The sequence below is a fragment of the Brochothrix sp. genome (genome assembly GCF_017549435.1).
GTDB classification, from domain to species: domain Bacteria; phylum Bacillota; class Bacilli; order Lactobacillales; family Listeriaceae; genus Brochothrix; species Brochothrix thermosphacta.
The window spans coordinates 1-13,147 of record NZ_JAFYUW010000024.1 but is presented as its reverse complement, the minus strand read 5'-3'; the positions used below and the strand labels follow the sequence as shown (position 1 = coordinate 13,147).

Annotated in this window: 10 protein-coding genes; 1 reads left to right on the top strand and 9 read right to left on the bottom strand. The window is 36.0% G+C overall.

Translation table 11 applies throughout. The features are described from left to right. Positions 1 to 479: 479 nt before the first annotated feature. Positions 480 to 917 (top strand): DUF1801 domain-containing protein, encoded by a 438-nt coding sequence (locus IKV95_RS01545; protein ID WP_287451340.1) that lies wholly within the window; start codon positions 480 to 482, stop codon positions 915 to 917. A 125-nt stretch (positions 918 to 1,042) separates the two neighbouring features. Here the strand turns inward: IKV95_RS01545 and IKV95_RS01540 are convergent, their stop codons facing one another. The 9 genes from IKV95_RS01540 to parE all read right to left on the bottom strand — a co-directional run bounded on the left by IKV95_RS01540 (position 1,043) and on the right by parE (position 13,063). After that, positions 1,043 to 1,318 (bottom strand): hypothetical protein, encoded by a 276-nt coding sequence (locus IKV95_RS01540; protein ID WP_029090976.1) that lies wholly within the window; start codon positions 1,316 to 1,318, stop codon positions 1,043 to 1,045. A gap of 736 nt (positions 1,319 to 2,054) precedes the next feature. Beyond that, a complete protein-coding gene (locus IKV95_RS01535; protein WP_287451339.1) occupies positions 2,055 to 2,555 on the bottom strand; it encodes a phage tail protein in 501 nt (166 codons plus the stop codon). A gap of 865 nt (positions 2,556 to 3,420) precedes the next feature. Further along, the gene (locus IKV95_RS01530) at positions 3,421 to 4,410 is read right to left on the bottom strand and encodes a hypothetical protein (RefSeq protein WP_287451338.1); all 990 of its coding nucleotides are present in this window, start codon (positions 4,408 to 4,410) and stop codon (positions 3,421 to 3,423) included. 657 nt (positions 4,411 to 5,067) lie between these two features. Further along, a complete protein-coding gene (gene glnA / locus IKV95_RS01525) occupies positions 5,068 to 6,399 on the bottom strand; it encodes a type I glutamate--ammonia ligase (RefSeq protein ID WP_069119945.1) in 1,332 nt (443 codons plus the stop codon). Positions 6,400 to 6,430: 31 nt separating this feature from the next. Further along, a complete protein-coding gene (locus IKV95_RS01520; protein WP_029090978.1) occupies positions 6,431 to 6,790 on the bottom strand; it encodes a MerR family transcriptional regulator in 360 nt (119 codons plus the stop codon). A 203-nt stretch (positions 6,791 to 6,993) separates the two neighbouring features. After that, positions 6,994 to 7,926, bottom strand: coding sequence for a tRNA (adenosine(37)-N6)-dimethylallyltransferase MiaA (miaA, locus tag IKV95_RS01515; protein WP_287451337.1), 933 nt, complete (start codon positions 7,924 to 7,926; stop codon positions 6,994 to 6,996). After that, positions 7,919 to 8,650: a glycerophosphodiester phosphodiesterase family protein gene (locus tag IKV95_RS01510; protein ID WP_069134563.1), complete on the bottom strand. Its 732-nt coding sequence runs from the start codon at positions 8,648 to 8,650 to the stop codon at positions 7,919 to 7,921. The genes miaA and IKV95_RS01510 overlap by 8 nt, the downstream gene beginning before the upstream one ends. Before the next feature lie 17 nt (positions 8,651 to 8,667). Beyond that, positions 8,668 to 11,097, bottom strand: a complete 2,430-nt coding sequence (gene parC, locus IKV95_RS01505) for a DNA topoisomerase IV subunit A (protein ID WP_029090981.1) — start codon at positions 11,095 to 11,097, stop codon at positions 8,668 to 8,670. Then, on the bottom strand, positions 11,084 to 13,063 hold the full coding sequence (gene parE, locus IKV95_RS01500) for a DNA topoisomerase IV subunit B (protein WP_069119950.1): 1,980 nt from the start codon (positions 13,061 to 13,063) through the stop codon (positions 11,084 to 11,086). Before parE ends, parC begins: the two co-directional genes overlap by 14 nt. Positions 13,064 to 13,147 lie beyond the last annotated feature (84 nt).

The window sequence follows — 13,147 nt, the reverse complement described above, 5'->3', positions numbered from 1 at the left end:
AAGGTTTAGACATCGTTGATAAAATTGCTGAAACTGAAGTCGGCGCCAATGATAAACCAGAAAAAGACATCAAAATCAAAACAATTAAAATCACTGAATAAAAGCAAAACCAAACGATCAGCTCCGAATAAATTGGAAAAAAACTCTTTTTGACGCTTTTTGTTAGGAAGAGTTTTTTAAATTACTGTTATCGAAGCAAAGACATGAGCATACAAAGACAGTATGAGTGCTAATATCGTAGCGGATTTATCCGCTTTACGAGAGTAGTATGGGACGGAGCCTTCGAAGAATGCGAGTACCATTCCATTTGATTCATGTCTTATAAGCATCTTTATATTTAATTAAGTACTAATGCAGATATTATTGTCTTATAAATACCTTTCCATCAATTGCGTATTTTACCTTTTTATATTCTGAAGATTTTCCAGCTATCATTCTTTCATTATGCTAAAATTAAAGGTATCTAAGGGAGTGATGACATGACTATTTCAGAATATATTGCGGCGATTGATGAAACACGTCGATCAGCCTACGAAAGACTATTAACAACAGTTACCAATGCCTTACCCGAGGGATTTGTTTGTATTATGCAATACGACATGCCTACATTTGTTATTCCAAAGGAATTGTATCCAGCAGGTTACCATGTTACCCCTGAATTACCACTCCCCTTTTTAAGTATAGGTGTTCAAAAGAACCACATTTCACTCTATCATTTAGGACTCTATGCAGACCCTGCTTTATTAGAATGGTTTGTTGCCGAGTATCCACACCATGTTTCTACCAAATTAAATATGGGGAAAAGTTGTATTCGTTTTAGTAATATCAATAAAATTCCTTACACTCTTATTGAAGAACTCGTCAGTAGACAATCTGTCGACGATTACATTAAACTTTACGAATCTAATCTACCTTAATTAGGATTATTCAATCAAATAAAAAAGCCAGTGGAATTTGTATAAAAACACAAATTTCACTGGCTTTTACAATCTTAAGAGCTATTAACGAGGATAGCTCTATTTCTTACCCATTTACTATATAGTTAACTCAGGAATTTTTTTGTTAACTCCTGTGATATATCATGTCCAGAATTCTTAAAAGGTTTCTCGTTTGCAACAAGGATACATTCGCTCTCAATCAAAAAATCAAACATTTCTGTTAAACGTTGTTGCTTAAAATTTATTGGAGCATTACTGAGTATATCCTTTACCGTCTTATTTCGTGCAGTGTCATAGATGCTATTACCACCTGCATTTATAATCTCAATAGCAAAACTATTTTTTGAAATAACATCTGCTAAATAATCGATTTCATTCATTTAATCACCCCTTTTTCTAATATAGCAACAAAACACCGCCACAACAAGGTAATACTTGAAAATAGAATGATTTTCCTGATCGATAAAAACTATTATTTTAGAAATAATCTTAACATGAAATATTTCTAAATTATAAAACAACACTCTGTCTGAGGAAACTTGTGTGACTTCACAATTTTTGGCGAAGTTTCACCTTTTCATTTCGTATGACCTGTTGACTTATGTTATCATCTAAATGTAGGAAAGTGTGAAGATGGTGGCTAAATCTCATTAAGAAAGAGGTGATGCCTATGTTGTTCTGTTGGCAAGCCTTTTTAGAAAGGTAAGCATGACGGTATATGAGTCATTAGCGCTTGTTATTCAATTTGCAGCGTTGGTGTTATTATACAAAAACAGCAAAAAATAACCATCTAACTCTTTTGCCAGTCTTAGATGGTTTTTTGATAACTATTTAATTCTAGCCACCGTCTTTAAACGGTTCTACATTGAGGGCTATGTTGACGCATAGCTCTCTCTATTTATATTGTACGAAAATTATAAGCCGAGTTCAAGCAATAACAATTAATATTCACCTTTTCATTCCCCATCATCTGTTAACAACTAACTACAAATAAGTGTAAAAAAAGTGGCTAAGCTTCATTAAGAAAGAGGTGATGCCTATGTTGTTCTGTTGGCAAGCCTTTTTAGAAAGGTAAGCATGATAGTATATTTTATTTGTGCGTTATAAAAACAATTGTTATGTTTTGTCATAATAATGATTCACTCTCCCTTGATATTCCCCCTTTACTAATTCTATAAAGTCAGTTGAAGAGCTAACTATATCTATAACCGAATCACTAATATAATACACACTCTTTTTATCGTGAAAACATATAAAGGGGCTTACTAGGCCTCTTTTTATATATAAAGAATAGTTAAGTAATTCTTTCGGTTCTACTTCCCGTATAGTCGCAATTATATATTCGACGTCACTAAAATATTTATCTTCTTTCCAATTTGTTATTCCTATATACTTCCCAATATTTGTCTTCTCTTTTGAATAAGTGGGTGTCAAAATCTCCGTTAAAAGCGAACAACTCATTTTGTTAGGGAAAACTTCTCGTATTAAGCATTTCATTTCTTCACGGTTAAAATCATCTATTCCAAACCTCACTCTGTATTTATCTCCTACTTGAAAAAAAGGAATTTCGTTGTCTAAATCAAAAGTTATTTTATTTTTTTCTATTTGTAACTCCATTTTTAATCTCCTCTACGTTTCAGATTAGAGACCTATGCCCCACTTCTTATTTTCTTGCTACCTATAGCTCCCAATGAACTTGCCCCTTTCTAAACATCGCCATTATGCGAATCTTTGTCTGGGGAAATATCGTTAAGACTTCCTTATTTATTTTTGTCAATTTTTTTCCATACAAAGTGAATTTAATCGCTGAATAACCTAGATTTTCAGCCACAGAAATCGCAACTTAAGGTAAGCATGACAGTATATGAATCATTAGCGCTTGTTATTCAATTTGCAGCGTTGGTGTTATTATACAAAAACAGCAAAAAATAACCATCTAACTCTTTGGCCGGATTAGATGGTTTGAAAAAATTATTAAATTCTAGCCACCGTCTTTAAACGGTTCTACATTGAGGGCTATGTTGACAGCATGCCTCTCTCTATTTATATTGTACGAGAATTATAACTCGAATTCAAGCAATAACAACTTATATTTACCTTTTCATTTCGTATCACCTGTTAACAACTAACTACAAATAAGTGTGAAAAAATGGCTAAGATTCATTCTATCAAACACTTATTTTTGGTGACAACAAATTGATTTCTCCACAAATGAAACGCAGTCTAAGAACATTGAAAAAGTATTTCTAGAATACAACTTCAAAAATTCAGATGAATAGTACTCACTTTCTTTCGAATGCTCCGTCCCATACTGCCTTCGTAAGCGAATAAATTCGCAACGCTGTCAGCAAAAAAAAAGCCCACCAAACATTAGTCTAGCGGGCTTAATTAGGGTGATTAATAAAGTTCGAGGTATTTTAAATAATCATTTAGACAAATAGAACAGAGGTGAAACTTAAGGTATTAAAAAGATTTTTTTGTATTAGCGAACATCTCTTGTGTATAAATATTCTTTATTAATTATATCCCATTTATTTTCTGAAAGACTCTTGGTCTCTAAATATCCATCAGCATTAACCCGAAACACTTGAATTATTTTTTTGTCTTCATGAGAAGTGTCCCATTCATAGGCTGTTATTTCTAGCATTCTTTCTTCTGATAACTCCGTATAAAATAATATATCTGTACGTGGGTACCTCAGATAATTAAACATACTATTTTTTGCCCATGTAATTGCTTGTATTGAATTTAAATCTTTTGTATTTACCGCTTGATAGTTTAAGAATCTAGTTTCAACATTTGAGACATCCATAAATTCACTAGATACCAAAGACCACGATTCATATTCACTACTATCCACAAAACGTCCTGATTCTTCTAGATGACCCGATTCGTTAATTCTAAACTCTCCATAACTATCAAATACTACATTACTTTCATCATTATCTTTTGGAGCTTTTATTGTAACGTATACTAAATTATCATTTTTATTCAAAGTCACATCAAATCTATATAAGTCGTAAAATATATCACCATTATATCTTTTTTCCCAAACTGCTTTAACCCAATTTTTCACCTGATCCTCAGATAATGAGCTTGATTTAGTTGTAATTTGATTACTCTCTTGATCATCAGATTGGTTTCCTGCATTATTATCATTTTGATCGTTCCCAGTGTCTGATATTGGATTTTTTTCACTTGAAATTCCACTTGTTTTATCGTCTGTAAATAAGTTTGTCCCTTTACCTAAAATATATAAGAATACAAAAACTATAACGATGAGTGTAATAATTGCTAGTACTAAATTACGTCTTTCTCTTTTTTGAATGTCTTTTAAAATTTCTTGTAGAGATTTTTTGACACTTCTGTCTGTCGCTTTTGCAATTTCAATTTTCAGCAAATATTTTTTTTCTTTGTTTTTTTGATGCATTAAACTATTAATCAAACGATCGTACTCTTCATTATTATTCATATGTACTCCTCTTTATTTAATTTTCTATTACATTATTGATAATCAATTGGCGCATTACTTACACTTGTTTTTTAGCAGTAAGTTATAGATAACAGTATATATGAGTCGCACACTAAATATGCTTTCACATATACTAATTACATCAGAAATTATAACATATATATCCGTATCGCTACTAATTAAATCGAATTTTGATATAACAAAATAAGTATACGGCGACTTATAGACACAATGAATTACAGTGCATTAACCTAATATTGTCCATCTAAATAATATTACAGTCAAAAGTGTAATGTGCCAGGGTTAAAACTATCTTTTTTTATGTTCGACGGTATTCCTAATTTATTATCGTACTTTTTCTCTGACACTCCGAAACGAAGACATCATTGCGGTCATAAAAAATAATCACTGCACATTATTTAAGCTGCAGTTGCGTTTACAGCCTCTTAGAACTCCTCAACTATCCAAGTTATGACAGAGACTATTGTTCATAATGATCCGGACACGACATTAGAAATTATTATCACGACTAAAATCACATATAGTTTGATTGACAAATTTAACGAGGTGAATATCACTTAATTTCTGCTTCACCTATGTTCCTTTTCAACAAAAAAAGCCCACCAAACATTAGTCTGGCGGGCTTAATTAGGGTGATTAATAAAGTTCGAGGTATTGCTCTTGTTCCCAAGCATGTACAGTCGTTCTATAAGAATCCCATTCAAGGTTTTTCAATTCAAGGAAGTTGGCATAAATATGCTCACCTAATCCATCAATGATTGTTTGATCTTTTGATAAGGCTTCAAGTGCTCGGCTAAGATCACTTGGTAATTGATCAATGCCATTTTCTTCTAGTTCACTTGCTGTCATACTGTAAATGTTACGATCGATTGGTGCAGGTACTTCTAATTTGCGTTTAATACCATCTAAACCAGCACGTAATACAACTGCCATAGAAAGATATGGGTTCGCTGATGGATCAACGCTACGTAATTCAACGCGTGTTGATAAGCCACGTGACGATGGAATACGAACAAGTGGACTTCTGTTAGAAGATGACCATGCGATGTAACTTGGCGCTTCGTAGCCAGGTACTAAGCGTTTGTATGAGTTAACTGTTGGGTTAGTAACCGCTGTATACCCTTTTGCATGGCGTAAAATCCCTGCAATAAAGTGATAAGCGAGTTCACTTAAACCGTCTTTGCCATTTTCATCGTAAAAGGCATTTCCTTTTTCGTTAAATAATGACATGTTGAAATGCATTCCTGAACCGTTAATGCCATAAATAGGTTTTGGCATAAATGTTGCATGCAAACCATGTTTACGAGCAATTGTTTTAACAACTAATTTAAATGTTTGGATATTATCACACGCCGAAACTGCATCAGCATATTTCCAGTCGATTTCATGTTGACCAGAAGCTACTTCGTGATGTGACGCTTCAATTTCAAAGCCCATTGATTCTAATTCAAGTACAATATCACGACGACAATTTTCACCTAAATCAGTGGGTGCTAAATCAAAGTAACCAGCGTTATCATTTAATTCTAAAGTAGGTTTACCATTTTCATCAAGTTTGAATAAGAAAAACTCTGGTTCAGGTCCTAAGTTGAATGATGTGAACCCTTCTGCTTCCATTTCTTTTAAAACACGTTTCAAGTTCATACGAGGATCGCCAGTAAACGGTTGTAGATTAGGTGTGTAAACATCACAAATTAATCGTGCTACTTTGCCTTTTTCTGCCGTCCATGGAAAAATCACCCATGTGTTAAAATCGGGATATAATAACATATCACTTTCTTCAATACGAGTAAAACCGTCGATTGATGAACCATCGAACATCATTTTATTGCTAAGTGCCTTATCGAGTTGACTAACTGGCACCTCAACATTTTTAATCGTACCGTTAACATCTGTGAACTGTAAACGCACAAACTTGACGTGCTCTGTTTCTGCAATCGCTAGTAAATCCTCTTTCGTATAACTCATTAATCTTCCTCCTTAAAATAGGTAAAATAGTTTATTGTCTAAATGTGCTACCTGGCATTTGCCCCTGTTGCCTAAATGGACCTGAGTTTAGAATTTCCTCGCGTAATAAACGACGTGTTTTGGCATCGTCAGATTTATCAGATTCTAAGCGGCGACGATAAATATCACGCACATCCGCAATAGTGTAACCTTCATCTAAAAAATCTCTAATTTCTAGCAAACGATCAATGTCATCTAGTGAAAACAAGCGATGATTGCCTTGATTACGATCGGGAGTGATGAGTTGTTGCTCCTCATAATAACGAATTTGTCGTGCACTAAAATTTGTTAGTTTCATGACGGAACCAATTGGAAAAACAGCAAACGTTCGTCTAATTTCTCTGTTAGCCACTTCCAATCACCTCATTACCTTGAATTTGTCACCTTAACGAAGATGATAGTGTAAGTTTACTCGACTTTAAATTCAATTACAATCATTATGTTAGATATTCTTACAGATGACTTTATTTTGTTAGTTTTTGTTACATTTGTATAGTCCAATTTGCTAACAAACATTGATAAATCAACTTTTAAGCAACAAAAAAACTATCCCAGTTAGATAGTTTTTTTTGTATTATTTATAAAATTTTCTACTAATTTTGTCGCTTTCTCTAGCAATTCAGGATCTTCTGCATCAAGCCAAGAAACGTTCATCCGATTATTGAACCACGTTAATTGTCGTTTGGCATAATGACGCGACCGTTGCTTGATTAAATCGACGGCAGCTTCGTATGAACAGCGTCCGTCCAAATAGTCTAAAATTTCCTTGTAACCAATTGCTTGATAGGCGGTTGTAGCTGTTAGTTTACTCTGTAAGGCCTTTACTTCAGCAACAAGCCCTTCGCTCATCATTTGGTCCACACGTTGATTAATACGCTCATACAATCGCTCTCGTTCTGTATTAAGCCCAATAATTAAATGTGGGTAATGTGCTTGGGGCGGTTCTGGTTGTTGTTGAGAAAAAGGAATACCTGTTACCTCAGTCACCTCAAGCGCACGAATCACACGACGCGTATTATTGGGGTGAATCAACGTTGCGGAAACAGGATCGTTTGCTTCTAATTCAGCAAATAACGCTTCTTTTCCTTGTTCCGATAACAGTTGTTCGTATTTAGCTCTTACAATTGGGTTATCTGGTGCTTGTCCTAATTTAAAATCGAATAACACGGATTGAATGTATAAACCTGTGCCACCAACAATTAAGGGTAAAGCAGTAATTGGCATGGCATCAATTTCTTGACGTGCTGTCTGCACAAACTGCGAGACATCAAAGTTCGTCGTCGGATCAACGATATCAATCATATGGTGACGTACTTGTTTTTGCTCAGCTGCGCTTGCTTTCGCCGTACCAATATTCATCTCACGATAGATTTGCATCGAATCACCACTGATGATTTCCGATCCAAATCGTTGCGCTAAATGTAAACTTAAAGCGGTTTTCCCAACAGCAGTTGGGCCAATTAAGGCCACAACGGGACGTTTAGACATCTGTTTCCGCCCTTTCCATCTCTTCTTTAATTTCTGCTGCTAACGCAGGGAAATCCGTCATAAAGCCTGTTACATTTGGATTTGCAAAACACTCACGCATATCCTCGACTTTGTTAATCGTCCAATAACGGGTTTTATAAAGTGTTTCCCACGCCTCAGCTTTATTTTTCATGTAAAACGGCGGATGCATCGCATCAGCTTTCACTTTTTTTGCCCATTTTAAACCGGGCTTTAGATTACGTTTAATGAGAACATTGAGGTTCGCTTTTCGATTTAAGCGACGTAAACGGCGCAGCGTTTTAAAGTTAAACGAACAAAAAATAACGGTTAAATTACCCTGCTTTTTCTTGAGTAAACGCAAAACTTTTCGTTCAATGCCTCGGTAACGATTTACATCTGTTTTAAGCTCAATGTTCAAGGTTAAGCCTGATGACTGACATAAATCAAGTACTTCCTCCAACGTAGGAATTTTTTGTGGTTCATCACGATAATTACCCACATCAAATTTTTTCAACTCAGCAAGTGTATAGTTGCGAATTTCACCTTTACCATTGGTCGTACGATCAATAAAGTCATCATGCATCACAATCAGTTTGCCATCTTTCGATAAATGGACATCCAGCTCTATTCCTGTAATGGCCAAATTAAGGCATTCTCTAAAGGCTATCAAGGTATTCTCAGGGTGTGTCCCCTTGCTTCCTCGATGTGCATATATTTCAGTCATCAAAGACCTCCCTAGGGTTATTTAGCGACGTTAACGTCTAACCATACCGCACTAACCTGACCATCTTCATTTTCATCTAATATAAATGAACCGTTTGAATAACGATCAGAAACGCTGTTAACTGTTTTAACTTCTACCACTGTTACCTCACCTTTATCTGTCAGCACATTCACTTTGTCATCTGCTGTAACAGACATCATTGCGATATAACGGTGTGGTTTTGCTTTCAATTCACGCAACATCAATAAACCACGCAATGCACGGTTTTGAACTTCTAAATGGCGTTGAGAGAAACGTTTAACAGACCCACGTTGAGTGACCAATAACAAGTCATGTTGTTTTTCAAGTTTCACACAACCAATTACCTTATCCTCTTTTTTCAAGTTGATCGCTTTTACACCTGATGTTCGCACATTACCTACAGGTACATCGGTAATTGCAAAAGTAAGGTTATACCCAAAATTAGTCGTCATTGTTACGGTATCTGTGTCTTGAACAAGGAAAACATTGATAACTTCATCCCCTGCTTTTAACTTAACAGCTGCTAGACTTCGCGCATAACGCTGTGGATTATAAAGATTAAGCGCACTGCGTTTGATCATCCCGTTTGCTGTCGTAAAGACAACTGACGTCGATTCATCAAATTCTTTCACAGGTAAAACAGCAATCACTCGTTCACTGCTATCTGCATGTGCTAAGTGACTAATATGTTCACCTAAATCTTTCCAACGTATGTCAGTGAGCTCGTGAACAGGACGATAAATATAATTCCCTTTATCTGTGAACAAGAGCACAAAATCCATGGTATTCATTTGCTGAGCAAAAACAGCATGATCATTTTCTTTCATGCCCAGTTCAGCGATGCCGTTTGAAGCGCTGAATGAACGGAGACCAGAACGTTTCACGTATCCTTGTTCTGAAACAGTCACCATTACTTCTTCACTCGCAACTAAAACAGTTCGATCGATTGTTAATTCCTCAATTTTCTCTTCAATTTGAGAGCGGCGTACACTTGGGAATTGTTTATTAATCATTTTCAGGTTGTTAACAAGTGTTGCATTCATTACTTTTACATCACTTAAAATCGCCTCTAATTGCGCAATTTTATCCGATAGCGCCTGACCTTCTGAACGCAAATCAGTAATATCAGTGTTTGTTAAACGATAAAGTTGTAAAGTAACAATTGCTTCCGCTTGTTCAACAGAAAATTGATATTTTTCAATGATATTATCTTTTGCATTTTTCTTATCTTTTGATGAGCGAATTGTTGCAATCACTTCATCAAGAATTGATAAGGCTTTCATCAAACCTTCGATGATATGTTGACGTTCACGCGCTTTTTTCATCTCAAAATGCGAACGGCGTGTAATAATTTCATGCTGATGCTTAATGTAAGCATCAATAAAACCTAAAATGCCGTTTAAACGTGGGCGTTTATTATCAATTGCCACTAAGTTGAAGTTATACGACACTTGTAAATCCGTATTTTTATATAAATAGTTAAGAATACCAGTGACATTCACTTCTTTTTTCAATTCAATTGCAATGCGTAAGCCTGTTCTATCTGTTTCATCACGGACTTCAGAAATACCTTCGACTTTTTTATCAAGACGTAACTCATCAATACGTTTGACAAGGTTTGCTTTGTTTACTTCATAAGGGATTTCAGTCACAATAATTTGTTGACGACCACTACGAATTGTCTCAATTTCAGTTTTAGAACGAATGAAAATCTTACCTTTACCTGTTTCATACGCTTTTCTAATACCACTGACACCTTGAATGATACCGCCTGTTGGAAAATCAGGGCCAGGTATTTTTTTCATGATATCATCAATGCTACAATTTTGATGTTTTAGTCGATAAATAACCGCTTCAATCACTTCCGCTAAGTTATGTGGCGGAATATCTGTTGCATAACCCGCAGCAATACCTGTTGCACCATTCACTAACAAGTTAGGGAAATGTGCAGGTAACACCGTTGGTTCATGCGTTGTTTCATCGAAGTTTGAGATCATATCCACTGTACCTTTTTCAAGGTCTTGCAATAAATGAGCCGACAATGCACCTAAACGTGCTTCTGTATAACGCATCGCAGCTGCAGAGTCACCATCAATACTACCGTTATTACCATGCATTTCAATTAAAGGCATACGGTTTTTCCAATCTTGACTCATACGAACCATTGCTTCATACACTGATGAATCACCGTGTGGGTGATAGTTACCGATAACGTTACCGACTGTTTTAGCTGATTTACGGAACCCTTTTTCATTGGTATTACCTTCCGCATACATGGCATATAAAATACGACGTTGTACAGGTTTTAGTCCATCACGGATATCTGGTAAGGCACGTTCTTGAATAATATATTTACTATAACGACCAAAACGGTCGCCAACGACTTCTTCTAATGGTAAATCTTGAATCCCATCATGAATTGGCATCGGAATCCCCCTCAATCATTACATTTTCGTTTTCTAAAATACTTTGTTCATCCTCTAATGTAAACTCTACATTACCTTCAATCCAACGACGACGCGGCTCAACTTTATCGCCCATCAGCGTTGAAATACGACGTTCAGAACGCGCAGCATCATCAATGCGTACACGAATCAACGTACGTGATTCCGGATCCATTGTAGTAGACCATAATTGATCTGCATTCATCTCACCTAAACCTTTGTAACGCTGAATAATATAACCACGGCTAAAGTTTTTTAAGACCACTTCTAACTCATCGTCCGTCCACGCGTATTCAATCACTTCTTTTTTACCGACACCTTTACTTACTTTATAAAGAGGTGGCAAAGCAATATAAATCTTGCCTGCTTTAATCAACGGCAACATGTAACGATAAAAGAACGTTAAGAGCAAGACTTGGATATGTGCCCCATCGGTATCCGCATCGGTCATAATAATAATTTTATCGTAATTACAATCTTCAATATCAAAATCAGCACCTACGCCGGCACCAATAGTATGAATGATTGTACTAATTTCTTCATTTTTCATAATATCAGCTAATTTAGCTTTTTCAGTATTGATAACTTTTCCTCGTAAAGGTAACACGGCTTGGAAACGACGATCACGACCTTGCTTGGCAGAACCACCGGCCGAATCCCCTTCGACTAAGTACAATTCATTTTTCAATGGGTTACGTGATTGAGCTGGCGTTAATTTACCTGATAATAGTGTATCTGAACGCTTACGTTTTTTACCATTACGTGTATCTTCACGTGCTTTACGCGCTGCATCACGCGCTTGTTGTGCTTTGATTGATTTACGAATTAACAGTTGACTTACTTCTGGGTTTTCGTTTAAGAAGTAGGCTAATTGTTCAGAAACAACGGCATCAACAGCTGCACGAGCTTCAGATGTTCCTAATTTTTCTTTTGTTTGACCTTCAAATTGGAGGTATTCTTCTGGTACACGAATTGAGATAACAGCTGCCATCCCCTCACGTATATCACTACCTTCAAGGTTCTTATCTTTTTCTTTTAACATACCTGTACGGCGAGCATATTCATTCATGACACGTGTCATTGCCGCTTTAGCTCCAGCTTCGTGCGTTCCCCCGCCTTTTGTACGTACATTATTTACAAAGCTAAGAATTGTTTCTGAATAGGCATCATTGAACTGAAAAGCCATTTCGATTTCCATTTCAGATTGAACGCCTTCCATCACAACTGTATCGTGCAGGCCTTCTTTATCTTCATTTAAATAACTGACAAACGCAGCAATTCCATCCTCGTAAAGGAATGTTTCTGACTTATCTGCTTCACGTTCGTCCGTTAATATAATTTCAACGCCTTTAAGCAAGAAAGCTGATTCGCGCAAACGTTCGCTAAGAACATCATAATTATAAGTTGTTGTTGAAAAAATGGTTGGGTCTGGTTTAAAATGCAACGTTGTTCCATTGCGTTTAGTTTTTCCCAGCTTAACAAGTTTTGTGACTGGTACCCCACCGTTTTTAAATGTTTGTTCATACTCATACCCATCACGGTAAACGGTAACTTTTAACCATTCGCTCAAAGCGTTAACAACAGATGCACCTACACCGTGTAAGCCCCCAGATGTTTTATAGCCACCTTGACCAAACTTACCACCAGCGTGAAGCACAGTTAAAATAACTTCAACTGTTGGTTTACCAGAACTGTGCATACCAACAGGCATACCACGTCCTTCGTCACTTACGACGATACTATTATCTTTTTTTATTGTAATTTCAATTTTTTGACCAAACCCAGAAAGGACCTCATCAACAGAGTTATCGACTATTTCATACACAAGGTGATGTAACCCTCGCGCATCAGTTGAACCAATATACATTGCTGGACGTTTTCGAACAGCTTCTAATCCTTCTAATATCTGTATTGCATCATCATTATATTCAGTTGTTTGTTTTACCAATGCTTAACAGCGCCTTTCTATCATGTGATGTTTGCTTTCACAAACGTGCGTTCGTTATTAAAAATAGCAAAAATAAGACTCGTT

Bases quoted from the DNA above. Each gene is read 5' to 3' on its own strand.
- IKV95_RS01545 (WP_287451340.1), top strand. From the start codon at position 480: ATGACTATTTCAGAATATATTGCGGCGATTGATGAAACACGTCGATCA.
- IKV95_RS01540 (WP_029090976.1), bottom strand. From the start codon at position 1,318: ATGAATGAAATCGATTATTTAGCAGATGTTATTTCAAAAAATAGTTTT.
- IKV95_RS01535 (WP_287451339.1), bottom strand. From the start codon at position 2,555: ATGGAGTTACAAATAGAAAAAAATAAAATAACTTTTGATTTAGACAAC.
- IKV95_RS01530 (WP_287451338.1), bottom strand. From the start codon at position 4,410: ATGAATAATAATGAAGAGTACGATCGTTTGATTAATAGTTTAATGCAT.
- glnA (WP_069119945.1), bottom strand. From the start codon at position 6,399: ATGAGTTATACGAAAGAGGATTTACTAGCGATTGCAGAAACAGAGCAC.
- miaA (WP_287451337.1), bottom strand. From the start codon at position 7,926: ATGTCTAAACGTCCCGTTGTGGCCTTAATTGGCCCAACTGCTGTTGGG.
- IKV95_RS01510 (WP_069134563.1), bottom strand. From the start codon at position 8,650: ATGACTGAAATATATGCACATCGAGGAAGCAAGGGGACACACCCTGAG.
- parC (WP_029090981.1), bottom strand. From the start codon at position 11,097: ATGCCAATTCATGATGGGATTCAAGATTTACCATTAGAAGAAGTCGTT.